This window comes from Arcobacter sp. CECT 8989 (assembly GCF_004116715.1).
Taxonomy (GTDB): Bacteria; Campylobacterota; Campylobacteria; order Campylobacterales; family Arcobacteraceae; genus Halarcobacter.
Genome location: NZ_PDKE01000001.1, coordinates 67132 through 83040, shown reverse-complemented (window position 1 = coordinate 83040; position 15909 = coordinate 67132). Strand labels below are relative to the sequence as shown.

At 31.3% G+C, this 15909-nt stretch carries 19 protein-coding genes; 14 read left to right on the top strand and 5 right to left on the bottom strand.

The genetic code is table 11. The annotated features are described in order from the left end of the window. Positions 1–20: 20 nt before the first annotated feature. Positions 21–812 (bottom strand): energy transducer TonB, encoded by a 792-nt coding sequence (locus CRV02_RS00315; RefSeq protein ID WP_129088656.1) that lies wholly within the window; start codon positions 810–812, stop codon positions 21–23. A gap of 61 nt (positions 813–873) precedes the next feature. On the opposite strand from CRV02_RS00315, the gene hemL reads away from it, so the two are divergent. From hemL to CRV02_RS00295, 4 genes are read left to right on the top strand one after another with little or no spacing between them, the layout of a single operon-like run. Next, complete coding sequence (hemL, locus tag CRV02_RS00310; RefSeq protein ID WP_129088655.1) at positions 874–2157, top strand: glutamate-1-semialdehyde 2,1-aminomutase; 1284 nt, start codon at positions 874–876, stop codon at positions 2155–2157. Between the two features lie 14 nt (positions 2158–2171). Beyond that, entirely contained in the window at positions 2172–2486 is a 315-nt protein-coding gene (locus CRV02_RS00305) for a pyrimidine/purine nucleoside phosphorylase (protein WP_129088654.1), read from the top strand. Between the two features lie 8 nt (positions 2487–2494). Continuing rightward, positions 2495–2806: an AtpZ/AtpI family protein gene (locus CRV02_RS00300; protein WP_129083648.1), complete on the top strand. Its 312-nt coding sequence runs from the start codon at positions 2495–2497 to the stop codon at positions 2804–2806. Beyond that, entirely contained in the window at positions 2796–3362 is a 567-nt protein-coding gene (locus CRV02_RS00295; RefSeq protein ID WP_129088653.1) for a hypothetical protein, read from the top strand. Before CRV02_RS00300 ends, CRV02_RS00295 begins: the two co-directional genes overlap by 11 nt. Before the next feature lie 14 nt (positions 3363–3376). On the opposite strand, the gene CRV02_RS00290 is transcribed toward CRV02_RS00295, so the two are convergent. Both CRV02_RS00290 and rpoD read right to left on the bottom strand, forming a co-directional pair. Then, on the bottom strand, positions 3377–4063 hold the full coding sequence (locus CRV02_RS00290) for a hypothetical protein (RefSeq protein WP_129083646.1): 687 nt from the start codon (positions 4061–4063) through the stop codon (positions 3377–3379). Positions 4064–4067: 4 nt separating this feature from the next. Further along, on the bottom strand, positions 4068–5924 hold the full coding sequence (rpoD, locus tag CRV02_RS00285; RefSeq protein WP_129088652.1) for an RNA polymerase sigma factor RpoD: 1857 nt from the start codon (positions 5922–5924) through the stop codon (positions 4068–4070). Positions 5925–6105: 181 nt separating this feature from the next. Here rpoD and CRV02_RS00280 point away from each other — a divergent pair, with 181 nt between their 5' ends. The 3 genes from CRV02_RS00280 to CRV02_RS00270 are packed head-to-tail and all read left to right on the top strand — an operon-like array spanning position 6106 to position 8615. Then, positions 6106–6606, top strand: coding sequence for a 3-isopropylmalate dehydratase small subunit (locus CRV02_RS00280; RefSeq protein WP_129088651.1), 501 nt, complete (start codon positions 6106–6108; stop codon positions 6604–6606). Next, on the top strand, positions 6606–7670 hold the full coding sequence (leuB, locus tag CRV02_RS00275) for a 3-isopropylmalate dehydrogenase (protein WP_129088650.1): 1065 nt from the start codon (positions 6606–6608) through the stop codon (positions 7668–7670). Before CRV02_RS00280 ends, leuB begins: the two co-directional genes overlap by 1 nt. Positions 7671–7688: 18 nt before the next feature. Beyond that, the gene (locus tag CRV02_RS00270; protein WP_258239193.1) at positions 7689–8615 is read left to right on the top strand and encodes a DHHA1 domain-containing protein; all 927 of its coding nucleotides are present in this window, start codon (positions 7689–7691) and stop codon (positions 8613–8615) included. Between the two features lie 34 nt (positions 8616–8649). On the opposite strand, the gene CRV02_RS00265 is transcribed toward CRV02_RS00270, so the two are convergent. Both CRV02_RS00265 and CRV02_RS00260 read right to left on the bottom strand, forming a co-directional pair. Next, complete coding sequence (locus CRV02_RS00265; protein ID WP_129088648.1) at positions 8650–10701, bottom strand: BCCT family transporter; 2052 nt, start codon at positions 10699–10701, stop codon at positions 8650–8652. A gap of 46 nt (positions 10702–10747) precedes the next feature. After that, positions 10748–11110: an HIT family protein gene (locus CRV02_RS00260; protein ID WP_129088647.1), complete on the bottom strand. Its 363-nt coding sequence runs from the start codon at positions 11108–11110 to the stop codon at positions 10748–10750. A gap of 342 nt (positions 11111–11452) precedes the next feature. Here CRV02_RS00260 and rpmJ point away from each other — a divergent pair, with 342 nt between their 5' ends. The 7 genes from rpmJ (at position 11453) to gatA (ending at position 15893) form a co-directional block, all read left to right on the top strand. Beyond that, the gene (gene rpmJ / locus CRV02_RS00255) at positions 11453–11566 is read left to right on the top strand and encodes a 50S ribosomal protein L36 (RefSeq protein ID WP_114838802.1); all 114 of its coding nucleotides are present in this window, start codon (positions 11453–11455) and stop codon (positions 11564–11566) included. A gap of 3 nt (positions 11567–11569) precedes the next feature. After that, a complete protein-coding gene (rpsM, locus tag CRV02_RS00250; RefSeq protein ID WP_129088646.1) occupies positions 11570–11938 on the top strand; it encodes a 30S ribosomal protein S13 in 369 nt (122 codons plus the stop codon). A 9-nt stretch (positions 11939–11947) separates the two neighbouring features. Then, positions 11948–12340, top strand: a complete 393-nt coding sequence (rpsK, locus tag CRV02_RS00245) for a 30S ribosomal protein S11 (RefSeq protein ID WP_129088645.1) — start codon at positions 11948–11950, stop codon at positions 12338–12340. Between the two features lie 11 nt (positions 12341–12351). Next, on the top strand, positions 12352–12978 hold the full coding sequence (gene rpsD / locus CRV02_RS00240) for a 30S ribosomal protein S4 (RefSeq protein ID WP_129088644.1): 627 nt from the start codon (positions 12352–12354) through the stop codon (positions 12976–12978). 15 nt (positions 12979–12993) lie between these two features. Then, positions 12994–13992, top strand: coding sequence for a DNA-directed RNA polymerase subunit alpha (locus tag CRV02_RS00235; protein WP_129007297.1), 999 nt, complete (start codon positions 12994–12996; stop codon positions 13990–13992). A gap of 14 nt (positions 13993–14006) precedes the next feature. Next, on the top strand, positions 14007–14357 hold the full coding sequence (rplQ, locus tag CRV02_RS00230) for a 50S ribosomal protein L17 (RefSeq protein ID WP_129083638.1): 351 nt from the start codon (positions 14007–14009) through the stop codon (positions 14355–14357). A 174-nt stretch (positions 14358–14531) separates the two neighbouring features. Then, the gene (gene gatA, locus CRV02_RS00225) at positions 14532–15893 is read left to right on the top strand and encodes an Asp-tRNA(Asn)/Glu-tRNA(Gln) amidotransferase subunit GatA (RefSeq protein ID WP_164968940.1); all 1362 of its coding nucleotides are present in this window, start codon (positions 14532–14534) and stop codon (positions 15891–15893) included. The last annotated feature ends 16 nt before the right edge of the window (positions 15894–15909 follow it).

Sequence of the window (15909 nt, the reverse complement as noted above, 5' to 3'; positions counted from 1 at the left end):
TAAATTTTTCGTATTATACATTAATACAACTTGTAGTAAACGTATATTTTTATTTTTGTAGCTGTTTTTGGTCTTGGATAATCTTTGTATGCATACTCAATTGTTTCCACCGTATTTTCATCTAAACTTGAGTACCCAGAAGTATTGCTAATTCTTAAATCCGTAATATCACCATTTGGATGAAGAGTAAACTCAACTATATTCATTCCTTGTTGACCAGTACGCACTGCAATATGTGGATACCTTAAGTAGCTTTGAGTAATTCTTCCTATATCTTTAAGATTTTTTTGTAAAAATACTTTTTGAACCTTTGTAAAAGAGTTGTACTCTTCCCCATAAAGATTGATGTAGCTTTTAGTTATATCATCAAGCATCTCTTTATCTAAAGGAACTGGTTCTGCAAGTAAAAAGTTCTCTAATGACCTTTTTTCTATATCTTTTTCCCTTTGTGTTTTTTTAGGAATATCCTTTGTAAATGTAGGTTTTGCCTCTACCTTTGGTCTTGGTCTTTTTTGAACCTTTTTTGGTTGTTTTACAACCTCTCTTTTAGTTATTTCTTTTTTAGGTAGTTTTACTTCTTTATATTTTTTTGGTCTATCTTGTTTTTTAGGTTCTACTTTCTCTTGTTTTGGTTTTGTTTGTTTTTTAGGCTGCGCTTTTGGTTGTAGTTTTACAAAGTGCACAGAAGATTTATCAATTTTTTTTGAGCTTGCTGGTTTGTCAGACATCTGCTCTTTAGGTGTTTCGATTTTAGTCAAAAATAAAAAGTGAAGAGTTATTGATAAAATAAACGCTAGTATAATAAGTTTCATAACGCAATTATAGTAGAATGTTGCTTTTAATTATAAAAAATAATGATAAATAGGATACATAATGTTTGAAAAATCAATTGAAGCTTATGAAGAAGCTTGCCAAGTAATCCCTGGGGGTGTTGACTCACCAGTTAGAGCTTTTAAAAGCGTAGGGGGAACACCACCATTTATTGAAAAAGGTGAGGGTGCTTATTTAGTAGATGTAGATGGTAACAAATACTTAGACTTTGTTCAAAGTTGGGGACCACTAATATTCGGACATTGTGATGAAGAGATTGAAGAAGCAGTAATTGAAACAGTTAAAAAAGGTCTTTCTTTTGGTGCACCAACAATTTTAGAAACTGAATTAGCAAGTGAAATTGTTGAAATGTATGAGAATATTGACAAAGTAAGATTTGTAAGTTCTGGTACTGAAGCTACTATGTCTGCAATTAGATTAGCAAGAGGTGTAACGGGAAGAAATGATATTGTTAAATTTGAGGGGTGTTACCATGGACACTCTGATTCTTTATTAGTTCAAGCAGGTTCAGGTATGGCTACATTTGGAAGCCCAAGCTCTCCTGGAGTTCCAGCAGATTTAACAAAACATACACTTCTTTGTGAATATAACAACATCGAAAGCTTAAGAAAATGTTTTGAAGAATCAAGTGATATTGCTTGTATTATTATTGAACCAATTGCAGGAAACATGGGATTAGTTCCAGCAAGTGAAGAGTTTTTAATTGAGTGTAGAGCACTTTGTGATAAACATGGAGCTTTACTGATTTTTGATGAAGTTATGACTGGATTTAGAGCTTCATTAACAGGGGCTAGTGGAATAGTTGAACCTGATGCTGATATTATTACTTTCGGTAAAGTAATTGGAGCAGGTATGCCTGTTGGTGCATTTGCTGCTTCTAAAGAAATCATGGGACATTTAAGTCCAGATGGTGCAGTTTACCAAGCAGGAACTTTAAGTGGAAACCCAGTTGCTATGGCAGCAGGACTTACAAGTTTAAGAAAATTAAAATCAATTCCAAACTTACATACAGAGTTAAATAGAAAAGCTGTTAAGTTAGTAGAGGGTTTAAAAGAAGTAGCAAGTAAAAACAATATTGGTCTTCAAGTTGATACAAGAGGTTCAATGTTTGGATTCTTCTTTGCTGATAAAATGCCAACAAACTTTAAAGAAGTAAGTGCACTTTGTGATTTTGAAAGATTTGGTAAGTTCCACCATGAGATGATTAAAAAAGGTTTCTATTTTGCTTGTTCTCAATATGAAGCTGGATTTATCTCAACTGTAATGTCTGATTCTATGATTGATGAGTGTATTGCTGCAGCTGATGAAGTAATGCAAAACTTATAAAAAGGAAAATATAAATGTCAACTTTTAAAAATGTTGAATTAACAAAAAAAGCAAATGTATATTTCGATGGAAATGTTACAAGTAGATCATTTATTGATGAAAATGGTGAAAGTAAATCTTTAGGTATTATGATGCCTGGAGAGTATACATTTGGTACAAATCAAGCAGAGCTAATGGAAATTCTTGCTGGAGAAGTAGAAGTTAAATTAAAAGATTCTGATACATGGAATACATATATAGCTGATACTTCTTTTGATGTTCCTGCAAACTCAAGCTTTGATATTAAAGTAAAAACAATAACTGATTATTGTTGTTCATATATTAAATAGGTAAATAAATGGAAAATAATAAAAATGTTGAAGAAACACCAAAACACCAAAATAAACTTAGAGCTTTAGATAATCTATCTTTAGGTATTTCACTTGTTGCAGCAGTTGCAATAGGTTTTGGTATTGGATATGGTCTTAAAACTTGGACAGGTTATGAATGGACTTTATGGCTAGGTATTTTTTGGGGTATAGCAGCAGCTGGACTTAATATTCAAAAAGCATACAAAAGAGCTAAAAAAGAGTATGAAGGTTTAGAAAATGACCCTAGATATGCTCACAGAGCAAAATATGGCGATAAATCAGAAGTAGATGACAAATAATAAATATATAATCAATTTTGCAAAGGTATTTTTAGTACTTGATGCAATATTAATAATTTACTCTTTAATCTTTCAAAGTGCAACTTGGGCTTTAAATACTCAAGTTGCTTTTTTAGGTTCTTTATTTGTAACACTTGCCTCATTTCTAGCTTATAGAAGAAATGTAAACAATCGACTATCAACATTTGAAGAAAAAAGTGAACATCAATCTTTAGAAGATAGAGACAAAGTAGATGAAATAGATGATCCCTTTGATTTATACTCTGAGTATGAAGAGATTCCAGAAGAGGAATTAACAACAGAGAAAATTAAAGAGATAATTAAAGATGAAAAATCAAAGGTAAAAAAGCACTCTATAAAAAATGCATTTACATCAGCAGGTGGTTTTGTATCTATATATAGAATACTTGGTTATGGTTCTTTGATTTTTGGTTTCTTTGCATTAAATAACAATGGTATTTTTCTAGCAGTTCCATTTTTAATTGGACTTGGTGTTGTCCCTTTAGGAACATTACTTTCAAAGCTTGTTTTTAAAAATAAGTTAGAAGAAGAGTAAAAAGTTTCTTGACCTTACTTTATAATTAAAGGAAGGTCAATAGAAACTTTATCTTGTAGTTTTGTAACTATAAATGAGGCTTGTTCATCTTCATAGTTAAATGAGTCTAAGTCTATATTGTTACTAGAACTTATCTCAACACTTATAATTGAGTATTTCTTTCCATCAATTTTAATATATTCACCAATCTTTAAAATTACAGATGTAGTTACTATTTCACTCTCATCAAATGCATCATATATAAGATTAAGTGTTTTAATAAACTCTTTTGCATTGATTTTAAACTCTGGAATAGAAGGGTCATAGTTTTTGATAAACTTACTAGCAGATTTTATTTTTTTACTTGAAATAGCTAAATCTACAAGTGTAAATATGTTTGTGATATTAGTATTTTTTGTACTTAATTGAGAGTCTTTTTTCACCATAGCACTTTTATAAAGTTTCATATGGATTTCATCTTCATTATCATACTTAACAGTAATAGCATAAAAAGTGTAGTTTTCTATACTTAAATCTATATATGTAGTTTCTACACCAAAAGTCTTAGGTGCATATTTTAAAGTTAAATCAAAAAGCTCTTTTTGTTTAATTCTATTAAACAAAAATTGAGCTTCATGATTAGAAAACAGAAGTTTTCCACTTGAGGAAAAGGAAATAACCGGATTTAAATCTAGTTCAACCCATTCTTCAAAAAAATTCATTTTATTAGCTTTCTACGTAGTTTTTAAGGTTTTTACCTACTTTTGGATGCTTAAGCTTTTTAATAGCACTTGATTCAATTTGTCTAACTCTTTCTCTTGTTACAGAAAGTTCTTTTCCAATCTCTTCTAGTGTTCTATCACTCGCATCTTCCATAAGTCCAAATCTCATTCTAACAACTGCTTGTTCTCTTTCATTCAGTTGTGCTAATATTTGATCAATTTGACCTTGTAAGTCATCTTTCATAATATTATCAATTGGAGTTGGAGCTTTTTCATCAGGTACGAAGTCCCCAAATTTACCATCATCATCAGATCCAATAGGAGCTTCAAGTGATACAGGTTCTTTAGTGATTTTAATTACTTGTTTTACTTTATCAACAGGTAATCCTACTTCTTTTGAGATTTCCTCTACATCTGGCTCTTTACCATTTTCTTGAATACCTTTTCTGATGATTTTATTAATTCTATTAATAGTTTCAATCATATGAATTGGAATTCTAATAGTTCTAGCTTGGTCAGCAATTGCTCTTGAAATTGCTTGTCTAATCCACCAAGTTGCATAAGTAGAAAATTTATAACCTTTTTTATATTCAAACTTATCAACTGCTTTCATAAGACCAATATTTCCTTCTTGGATTAAGTCTAAGAAAGGTAAACCTCTATTTGTATATCTTTTTGCAATAGATACAACAAGTCTAAGATTTGATTTTGCCATTCTAGTTTTAGCTTGGTCAGTAATCTTCTTACCTCTTTTGATTTGTTCTAATACATCCACAAGTTCTTCAGGCTCTAAATCAAATCCACCTTTAGAAGCTTCTGCTGTTTGGAACAGTTTTTTGATTTCCATATAAGTAGAAACCATAGTTGCTTCAGGAACCATAGAAGTAATTTGTGCTTTTGATAAATTAATAATATTATCTAAAATCTTTTGGTGGTTTTTTAATAAAATATCATTGAATAGAGGTAATTTATACTCTAATTTTTTTAATTCTGTTTCAAAACCAGTATCTGATTTAAGTGCTGTTTCCATTGCTTTTACAATCTCAGAAATAAGCTTAGAAGTAGGTCCTAAGTCAGTAAGAGCATCTTTTACAACTCTCTTTTTAAATGCAGCAGCAAGATTAAATTGCATTTGATCTTGTTCTGTATCTGATTTTGCTTCTTCTTTAGTTTGGAATTTAAGCCAATCTTTTTTTGCTTTTTCTAAAACTTTAAATGCTGCAATAATTGTTTCAGCTCTTTTATCAAGTTTTTTAGTTTTTTTAGAAGATTTTTCATCTTCAGTTTCTTCTTCAGTCTCTTCAACTTCTTCCGTTTCTGAAGAGTCATCAGAGTCTTCATCATCAAAGTTTCTGAATAATTCTTTTACTTTTCTTTCTCTGTTTACTAAAGGCTCTTTATATTCTAAGATGAAATCAATTAAGTAAGGAACATAACAGATTGCATCAAGAATGATATCTTCACCCATTTCAATCTTTTTAGAAATTTCAATTTCTTCTTCTTTTGTAAGAAGTGGAATTTGACCCATTTCTCTTAAATACATTCTAACCGGTGAATCTGATCTTGACCACTCTAAAAGCTCTTTGTTTTTAAGTAAGTCGAAAACATCTTCATCGTTTTCTTTCATTTTGTTTCTTAGGTCTTCTTTCTTTTTTGCCTCTTCAGCATTCATTCTTTTTGCTTGTTCTTGTGAACTAATAAGTGTTACGTTATATAGTTGCGTGAAAGCTAAAAGTTTTTTAACGTTTGCAGCTGAAGGAGCTTTTGGAAAGATTTTAATAAGTTTCTCATACGTTAGAACAGATTCTTTGTATTCTTTTACCGTCTGTTCAATCTCTTTATTTAAATCTTTTGCGCTCATAAATGGAAATTCCTCATTTGTTTTAAAGATAAGGTATATATTATACCGAAACTATTTGAAATTACCTTTAATTTTATTTACTTAATCTATTATTTTTTAATTTTTAGATAAAATAACGGACTTTATAAAAATATCCAAGAAGTTTTGAGATAAAAATTTATGGTAAGTAAGGAAGTTTAAAATGAGTAAAATAACGGGAAAAGTTTGGAATTTTGGGGCAAATATTGATACAGATGTTATCATTGCTGCTAGATATTTAAATAGCTCTGATCCAGAACATTTAGCTAAGTATGTAATGGAAGATGCAGATCCTGATTTTCCAAAGAAATTACAAAAAGGTGATATTATTGTTGCTGGAGAAAACTTTGGTTGTGGTTCTTCAAGAGAGCATGCACCAATCGCTTTAAAAGCTGCTGGAGTTGCAGCAGTTGTTGCTCCATCATTTGCAAGAATCTTTTATAGAAATGCATTTAATATGGGATTACCAATTTTTGAACTACCTGAATCATTAGAGATCAAAGAGGGTGAAGAAATTTCAATTGATTTAGATGCAGGTGAAATTACAAATAATACTACAGATAAAACATATAAATTTATACCAATCCCAGAGTTTATGCAAGAGCTAATCTCTACTGGTGGTTTAATTAATTTTGCAAAAGCTGAAATGGGAGTTGAAAAATAATGAAAAAATATAATATTTCAATTATTAAAGGTGACGGTATTGGTCCAGAGATTGTTGATGAAGCAATTAAAGTTTTAGATGCAGTTTCTTATTCTTGTGGGTTCTCTTTAGAGTACAAAGAATATTTAATGGGTGGTATTGCTATTGATGTTACAGGTGATCCATTACCAGCTGAGACTGTTACTGGAGTATTAAACTCTGATGCTTGTTTATTTGGAGCAATTGGTGGAGAGAAATGGGATACTTTACCAAGGGATAAAAGACCAGAAACTGGACTTTTAAAATTCAGAGAAGCAATGGAAGTTTATGCAAACTTAAGACCAGCAATTATTTATGATGAGTTGGTAAATGCTTCAACACTTAAGCCTGAAGTTATTGAAGGTGTTGACATTATGATCGTAAGAGAGCTAATTGGTGGAATCTATTTTGGTCAACCAAGAGAAAATGATGGTTTTAAAGCTTACAATACTATGGTTTATACTAAACCAGAAATTGAAAGAATTGGTAAACAAGCATTTGAATTAGCAATGAAAAGAGATAAAAGAGTTTGTTCTGTTGATAAAGCTAATGTTCTTGAAGTTTCTCAATTATGGAGAGACACTATGGAAGAGATTGCAAAAGATTATCCAGAAGTTGAATTATCTCATATGTATGTTGACAATGCTGCAATGCAGCTTGTAAGAAACCCAAGACAATTTGATGTTATCGTAACTGGAAATATCTTTGGTGATATTTTATCTGATACAGCTTCTATGGTTGTTGGTTCTATTGGATTATTACCATCAGCTTCAACTGGAGACAAAACAGCAATCTATGAGCCAATTCATGGTTCAGCTCCTGATATTGCAGGACAAGGTATTGCTAACCCAATTGCAACAATTGAAAGTGCTGGAATGATGTTAAGATACTCTTTAGGAGAAATTGAAGCAGCAGACAAAATTGATGCAGCAATTAAAAAAGCATTAAAAGATGGTTATAGAACTGGTGATTTAGCTGCTTATGATGCTAAAGAAGTTGTTTCTACTGCAGAAATGGGTGATGTTATTGCAAATAATATAAAATAAATTTAGGAGTTTATGGTTATGTCTAAAAAGTATAGATTAGTTACAAGAAGTGATATGGATGGTTTAGTGTGTGGAACACTAATGAAATACCTAGGTATTATTGATGAAATAACTTTTGTTCACCCAAAAGATATGCAAGATGGAAAAATTGAAATAACGCAAAACGATATTACAACTAACTTGCCATATGTGGATGGTGTTTATCTAGCTTTTGACCATCACTTTTCAGAAACACTAAGAAATGAAAAAAGAGATAACCATATAATTGAAGCAGATGCACCAAGTGCTGCTGAAGTTGTATACCAATACTATGGAGGAGATGAAAAGTTTCCTGCAAGTTTTAGACCTATGATGGATGCAGCAAACAAAGCAGATAGTGCAGCTTTTACAAAAGAAGACATACTAAATCCTCAAGGATGGGAGTTATTAAGTTTCTTAATGGACTCAAGAACTGGGCTTGGAAGATTTAGAGAGTTTACTGTTTCAAATTATCAATTAATGATGGATTTAATTGACTATTGTAAAGACCATACAATTGAAGATATTTTAAAACTATCAGATGTAAAAGAGAGAGTTGATTTATACTTCAAATATGAAAAAGAGTTTGAAGAACAACTAAAAAGATGTACAACTATAAAAAGTAATCTTGCAATTATTGATTATAGAGATGAAGAGACTATTTTCCCTGGAAATAGATTCTTAGTATATGCTTTACATCCTGAAATTAATATCTCTATGCATGTAGTATGGGGAAGAGAAAAGCAGAATGTTGTATTCTCTCCTGGTAAATCAATTATTAATAAAACTTCAAAAACAAATGTTGGTGAGTTAATGCTTAAATATGGTGGTGGTGGTCACAAAGCTGCTGGTGGTTGTCAAATTGACCATGATAAAGCAGAGCAAGTATTAGAAGAGTTAATTACTCAAATTAACGCTGACGGTTAATCTTTAACCTTTTATAAATAAATAGGATAAAATCCTATTTATTTGTTTCACTTTCATTATCTAATAAATCATCATGTTCATCCATATCCCAAGGGAGTGTTGCTGGTGTAGTATGAATGAATCTTAAATATCTTTCAAATTGAGTAATAATATCATTGATAATTGTATGTTCTTCATATCCGTATAAATCATAATGTAATGCTCCTCTTTTTAAGAAAGCTTCAGCATTATAATAATACTTTTGTTTTTTATTTGCATCTTCTAAGTGAGCGAAATCAGGCATTTCATACTCTCTTAGTCTTACTTCATATGTAAACTTAATATTTTCATCTTTATAGATTGAGATAATAGCTCTTACAAACTCTTCATCATATTCAATATCACAATCCCATTCAGATTCATTAAGCTCTTTTTTTATTTTGTTCATACTATTTAGTACATCTTTTTTTATAAAGTTCTCAACAACATTTTTCTTAGGAAAGTTAATTAATTCTTGTAATCTTCCTTTCCAGAAATCTTCATTATCAATACTTGGATGTTGAAAATTCATATTTACATTGTGTTGTAAACTATCTTCTCTGTGGTTTTCAATAATTAGTGCTCTCCACATTCCAATAGCTGCTATTATCATAATAATAGCAAAGGGTAGGGCACTAACAATGGATGCTGTTTGTAAAGCTCCCAAGCCACCTGCAACTAAAAGTACAGATGCTACAAGACCTTCTAAGATTACCCAGAATGATCTTTGCCAAACAGGAGTATGAATAACACCACCTGAAGCTAAAGAGTCAATTACAAGTGAACCTGAGTCAGAAGAGGTTACAAAGAAAGTGATAATTAAAAATACAGCTATAAATGATAAAACATCAGTTAAAGGTAGTCTTTCAAAAAGTTTGAAAAGTGCAATTGCTTTGTCATTTTGAACTTCTGTAATAAGTGAATCATAACCTTGAATCATAACCATATGTAAAGCAGTATCACCAAACACAGAGAACCAAAGGAAAGTAAAGACTGTAGGAACTAACATAACACCTACTACAAACTGTCTTATTGTTCTACCTTTACTAATTTTTGCAATAAACAAACCTACAAAAGGTGCCCAAGCAATTGTCCAACCAAAAATAAATAGTGTCCAGTTTCCAATCCAATCATTTGAAACATAAGCTTGCAGACTAAAAGTTCTTTCTACAATATTACTTAAATAACTTCCCGTATTTTCTAAAAAAGTATTTAATATAAATATCGTAGGACCTACAACAAATACAAAAGTCATTAATGCAATAGCTAAATAGATATTTAATAATGACAATCTTTTTACACCCTTATCCATACCTGCAAGTACAGAAAAAAGGGCTAATCCTGTAATTATAACAATGGTAATAATTTGAGTAGTGATACTCACTTCTATACTAGGCCACAAGTAGTTTAATCCTGCATTTATTTGTGATACAGATAAGCCTAAAGTTGTAGCAATACCAAATAATGTTCCTAAGATTGCAAAAGTATCAACAGTATGACCTGCTGGACCATGGATTTTTTCACCAATAAGCGGATATAAAGTTGACCTCATTGATAATGGTAAACCATGTCTAAATGCAAAGTAAGCAAGTGATAAACCAACTAAACCATAAATAGCCCAAATATGGAAACCCCAGTGAAAATATGCAATTTGCATTGCTTGTTTTGCTGCTTCAACTGTTTGTGCTTCTCCAGAAGGAGGTTCTGCATAGTGTAAAATAGGTTCTGCCACACCAAAGAAAAGCAAGGCTATACCATAACCTGCTGAAAACAACATAGCAAACCATGAAGAAAAACTATATTCTGGTTCAGAATGATTAGGGCCAAGTTTTATATCTCCCCAGCCTGACAAGGCAATTGATACAATAAAAATTAGAAATAATGCAACAGCTAACATATAAAACCAACCAAAGTCATTTGTTATATATGTTAATGTTGATGAAAACACTTCACCCATAAGTTTAGGGTTACTTATAGTTCCAACAACTAATAGAAATATAACTATTACAGCTGGAATAAAAACCGGAAGAAGAATAGTAGAATTTGATTTTTTTAACTTCTCTAACATAGATTATCCTTTATTTTAGGAGTTAATCTATGTTAACGAAATAATCTTAAGAAGCTAATTTCGTTAGAAGAGATGATACAAATTTATCAATAGAAGGCAAGTTTAAATCTGTTTCTCTTTGCTTTTTACCCCACATAGGTTCAGGAAAATATGAATCCTCTTTAAATCTAGCCATTACATGAAAATGAACATGGGGAACATAGTTTCCAAATGAAGCAATATTAATCTTTTCTGGGTTGTAGTATTCGAGCATATGTTTTTCAATAATATCAAGGCATCTAAGTATTTCCATTTTTGTTTCATTATTACATTGTGAAAATTCTTTTATATTTTTATTTGTGAAAATAATTAGCCATGGAATTTCACTTGTCTCTACTTTTATATTTATTAAGTCATTTTTATATATCATTATATCTCTTATTATTAAATTTATATTTGTATCTTACCACAGCACTAATTAAACTACATTTAAGCAAGAATTAATTATAATCCGAATCCATTTTTCCAACCATAGAGGAATTTTTTATAAAATTTTTGTGTTTTATAAAGGGTTGGGCAGAACCAGAAAAAAGCAAATAACCCTTGTCTCAAATGAGATACAATGGTTGTTTTGTCTTGGCTAGGCCGATTTTTATTGCAATGCAATATTAAAAAATCGGGGCGAACTACGAAAAAGCAAAGCAGTTTGCTTTTTTCAATAGTAGTTCTTCCCTGTTGGAATGTGGTAATAAACACAAAAGAGGAATGACTGATGAAAGTTAGAGCTTCAGTAAAAAAAATGTGTGATAAATGTAAAGTTATCAAAAGAAAAGGTATCGTTAGAGTAATCTGCGAAAACAAAAAACATAAACAGAGACAAGGATAATCGATGGCAAGAATTGCAGGTGTTGATTTACCAAATAAAAAAAGAATGGAATATGCATTAACGTATATTTACGGAATTGGTTTACATAACTCTAGATTAATCCTAGACGCTACTGGTATCTCTTATGATAAAAGAGCACACGAACTAACAGAAGACGAAGCAGCAGCAATTAGACAAGAAATCCAAAAGAACTACATGGTTGAGGGAGATCTTAGAAAGAAAATTGCAATGGATATTAAAGCTTTAATGGACTTAGGTTCATACAGAGGTTTAAGACACAGAAAAGGTTTACCTTGTAGAGGGCAAAAGACTAAAACTAATGCTAGAACAAGAAAAGGTAAAAAGAAAACTGTTGGTGCAGCAACAAAGTAAGGATAACTGATGGCAAAAAGAAAAGTAACTAGAAAAAAAATAGTAAAAAAGAATATTGCTGACGGTATCGTACATATTGCAGCTTCATTCAACAATACAATGGTAACAGTAACTGACTCTGCTGGTAATGCAATCGCATGGTCAAGTGCAGGAAACTTAGGATTCAAAGGTTCTAAAAAATCTACTCCATTCGCAGCTCAAGCAGCAGTAGAAGATGCAATGACTAAAGCTATGGAACATGGTATCAAAAATGTAGGTATTAAAATCCAAGGACCAGGTTCAGGTAGAGATACAGCAGTTAAATCTGTTGGAGCTATAGAAGGTATTTCTGTTAAGTGGTTTAAAGATGTAACACCTTTACCACACAATGGTTGTAGACCTCCTAAAAGAAGAAGAGTGTAAGGAGTATAGGTATGGCAAGATATAGAGGACCAAGAGAAAAGATTGAGAGAAGATTAGATGCAGACCTTGGATTAAAAGGTGAAAGAAGACTTAACGGTAAATCTGCATTAGAGAAAAGACCATATGCTCCAGGACAACATGGACAAAGAAGAACTAAGATTTCTGAGTATGGTTTACAACTAAGAGAAAAGCAAAAAGCTAAATACCTTTACGGTGTATCTGAAAAACAATTCAGAAAATACTTTAAAGAAGCTGCAAGAAGAGATGGAAACACAGGTGCAAACCTTATTTCATTAATCGAGCAAAGATTAGATAACGTTGTATTTAGAATGGGATTCGCTACAACTAGAGCGAGTGCAAGACAATTTACAACTCATGGACATATCCTTGTTGATGGTAAGAAAGTTGATATTCCTTCTTACGTTGTTAAACCAGGACAAAAAATTGAGATTAAAGAAAAATCTAAATCTAACCCACAAATCGTTAGAGCATTAGAATTAACTAACCAAACTGGTATGGTTGAATGGGTAGATGTAGATAAAGATAAAGTATTCGGAATTTTTACAAGAATCCCAACAAGAGAAGAAGTTGTTATTCCTGTTGAAGAAAGATTAATCGTAGAGTTATATTCTAAATAATAAATAAGGTTAGCTATGAAAAAATTTGCAGACACACCGTTTTTACCAACAGAAGTTGAGATAGAAGCTATCAGTGATAATGAGGCTAAAATATCAGCATATCCATTTGAAAGTGGTTTTGCAATTACTTTAGCACACCCTTTAAGAAGACTTCTTCTTTCTAGCTCGGTTGGATACGCTCCAATCGCAGTTAAAATCGAAGGAGCTTCGCATGAGTTTGACTCATTAAGAGGAATGCTTGAAGATATAGCTATTTTTATAATTAATCTAAAAAATATTAAGTTTAAAATCAATGGTGATGAAGATCAAGTTGTAGTTGAGTACTCTTTTGATGGACCAAAAGAAATCAAAGGTGAAGACTTAGTAAACTCTGATGTAGAAGTTGTTTCTCCAGATGTTCACTTAGCAACTATTAACTCTGATTGTAACTTAACTTTCTCTGTAATTATCCAAAGAGGTATTGGTTATATGCCTTCTGAAGATATCAGAGAGATCGTAGGATCAGATTATATTCCAATTGACGCTTTCTTTACACCAGTAAAAAAAGTTGTTTACGATATTGAAAAAATGTTAGTTGAAGATAATCCTAACTTTGAAAAAGCTGTATTTAATGTACAAACTAATGGACAAATTACTCCAATCGCTGCATTCAAAGAAGCAGTATCAGTTATGTACTCTCAAATGTCAGTATTTAACAAAGTATTTGATTTATCAGAAGTAACTGTTAGCGATGCTGGTGAAGAGCCAGTAGAGTTAAAAGATTTAATTGTAAAAATTGATGATTTAAATCTAAGTGCTAGATCATTCAACTCTTTAGATAGAGCTGGATTAAAATTCTTAGGTGAACTAGTACTTATGAGTGAAGTAGAAGTAAAAAATATTAAGAATCTTGGAAAAAAATCTTTTGATGAAATCTCAGAGAAATTAGAATCTTTAGGTTTCCCAATTGAAAATACACTTCCAGAAAATGTTGCATCGGCTTTAAGAAGAAAGCTTGAGCAACTTAAAGCATAATTTAAGGGTTTGATATGAGACATAAGCACGGATATAGAAGATTAAACAGAACATCTTCTCATAGAAAAGCATTACTAAAAAACTTAGCAATCGCTATCATTGAGAGAGAGAAGATTGAAACAACTGTACCAAAAGCAAAAGAGTTAAGAAGATATATTGAGAGATTAGTAACTACTGCTAGAAATGCTGATTTTAACACTCACAGAGCTGTTTTCAAAGCATTACAAGATAAAGAAGCTACTAAAAAATTAATTAATGAAATTGCACCAAAATACGAAGGTAGAAATGGTGGATATACTTCAATAATTAAAACTAGAATCAGAAGAGGTGATGCTACTCAAATGGCATTCATTTCTTTCGTATAATCTACAATAGTTATTATACACTCTTCAAAAGGCAGAAGTCATTGACTTTTGCCTTTTTTTATTTCTAAAAAATTACACTTTTTAAATATCAAAATTTCATTTACCAGATTTTAATCATTTTTTTTGTATAATGGCGCGTTATACTATATATTTGTAAAACTCTAGGAGAAACATTTGATAACTCTAAAAGAAGCACTAAAATTAAATAGTGATGAATTAAAGAAGCTTAAAGAAGATTTGGCTTCTAAAGCAAAAGAGAGTAATATTGGTGCTTACGTGGAACAGCTAACAAATACTGATATAACAGATTCAAGCAATGGTGTTCCAATTGCTATAAAAGATAATATAAACGTAAAAAATTGGGAGATTACTTGTTCAAGTAATATTCTAAAGGGATATAAATCACCATACAATGCTACTGTAATCAATAAGCTTGAAGAGGCTGGATTATGTGCATTTGGTAGAACAAACATGGATGAGTTTGCTATGGGAAGTTCTACAGAGTCATCTTGTTATGGAAAGACTTTAAATCCTGTTGATAATACAAAAGTTCCTGGTGGAAGTTCGGGTGGTTCTGCAGCAGCTGTTGCTGGTGGAATTGCTATTGCAGCTTTAGGAACAGATACTGGTGGAAGTATTAGACAACCTGCAGCTTATTGTGGTGTTGTTGGTATGAAACCAACTTATGGAAGAGTTTCAAGATATGGTATTACTGCATACTCTTCATCTCTAGATCAATGTGGTCCAATCACTCAAAACGTAGAAGATGCTGCTATTTTATATGATATTATTTCAGGAAATGATCCAATGGATTCAACTTCTGCAAATGTTGAGTATGAAGCAGTTGCTCCAAAACTTGATGGAGATAGAAAATTAACAATTGCAGTTATTGATAGTTTTGTAGAACAAGCAAGTCCAGCTATCCAAGAAGGATACAAAAAAGCTATAAAAGCTTTTGAAGATGCAGGACATACAATTGTTCACAAAAATATGTTAGATACAAGTAAAATCCTTTCATCTTATTATATTGTTGCTACAGCAGAAGCTAGTGCAAACCTTTCTAGATTTGATGGTGTAAGATATGGAAATAGAAAAGGTGATGGTGGATTAAAAGATATGTATACTCAAACAAAATCACAAGGATTTGGTGAAGAGGTACAAAAAAGAATCATGCTTGGTTCTTTCGTTTTAAGTTCTGGTTATTATGATGCATATTATATTAAAGCTCAAAAAGTTAGACATTTAATTAAAGATGAATATGAAGCAATTTTCAACGATGCTGACTTAATCCTTTCTCCAGTAGCTCCAACTACTGCTCCTGAGTTTGGAAGCTTTAAAACATCACTTGAAATGTATTTAAGTGATATATATACTATTTCTGTAAACCTTGCTGGCTTACCTGCAATTTCATTACCTGTTTCAAAAGATGAAGATGGTATGCCCGTTGGATTACAGTTAATTGGAAAAGCTTATGATGAGCAAACTGTGTTTGATGGTGCTTTAGCGTTAGAAAAAGCTGTAAATTATACAAAATAGATATTCAATAGGGGTT

Bases quoted from the DNA above. Each gene is read 5' to 3' on its own strand.
- CRV02_RS00315 (WP_129088656.1), bottom strand. From the start codon at position 812: ATGAAACTTATTATACTAGCGTTTATTTTATCAATAACTCTTCACTTT.
- hemL (WP_129088655.1), top strand. From the start codon at position 874: ATGTTTGAAAAATCAATTGAAGCTTATGAAGAAGCTTGCCAAGTAATC.
- CRV02_RS00305 (WP_129088654.1), top strand. From the start codon at position 2,172: ATGTCAACTTTTAAAAATGTTGAATTAACAAAAAAAGCAAATGTATAT.
- CRV02_RS00300 (WP_129083648.1), top strand. From the start codon at position 2,495: ATGGAAAATAATAAAAATGTTGAAGAAACACCAAAACACCAAAATAAA.
- CRV02_RS00295 (WP_129088653.1), top strand. From the start codon at position 2,796: ATGACAAATAATAAATATATAATCAATTTTGCAAAGGTATTTTTAGTA.
- CRV02_RS00290 (WP_129083646.1), bottom strand. From the start codon at position 4,063: ATGAATTTTTTTGAAGAATGGGTTGAACTAGATTTAAATCCGGTTATT.
- rpoD (WP_129088652.1), bottom strand. From the start codon at position 5,924: ATGAGCGCAAAAGATTTAAATAAAGAGATTGAACAGACGGTAAAAGAA.
- CRV02_RS00280 (WP_129088651.1), top strand. From the start codon at position 6,106: ATGAGTAAAATAACGGGAAAAGTTTGGAATTTTGGGGCAAATATTGAT.
- leuB (WP_129088650.1), top strand. From the start codon at position 6,606: ATGAAAAAATATAATATTTCAATTATTAAAGGTGACGGTATTGGTCCA.
- CRV02_RS00270 (WP_258239193.1), top strand. From the start codon at position 7,689: ATGTCTAAAAAGTATAGATTAGTTACAAGAAGTGATATGGATGGTTTA.
- CRV02_RS00265 (WP_129088648.1), bottom strand. From the start codon at position 10,701: ATGTTAGAGAAGTTAAAAAAATCAAATTCTACTATTCTTCTTCCGGTT.
- CRV02_RS00260 (WP_129088647.1), bottom strand. From the start codon at position 11,110: ATGATATATAAAAATGACTTAATAAATATAAAAGTAGAGACAAGTGAA.
- rpmJ (WP_114838802.1), top strand. From the start codon at position 11,453: ATGAAAGTTAGAGCTTCAGTAAAAAAAATGTGTGATAAATGTAAAGTT.
- rpsM (WP_129088646.1), top strand. From the start codon at position 11,570: ATGGCAAGAATTGCAGGTGTTGATTTACCAAATAAAAAAAGAATGGAA.
- rpsK (WP_129088645.1), top strand. From the start codon at position 11,948: ATGGCAAAAAGAAAAGTAACTAGAAAAAAAATAGTAAAAAAGAATATT.
- rpsD (WP_129088644.1), top strand. From the start codon at position 12,352: ATGGCAAGATATAGAGGACCAAGAGAAAAGATTGAGAGAAGATTAGAT.
- CRV02_RS00235 (WP_129007297.1), top strand. From the start codon at position 12,994: ATGAAAAAATTTGCAGACACACCGTTTTTACCAACAGAAGTTGAGATA.
- rplQ (WP_129083638.1), top strand. From the start codon at position 14,007: ATGAGACATAAGCACGGATATAGAAGATTAAACAGAACATCTTCTCAT.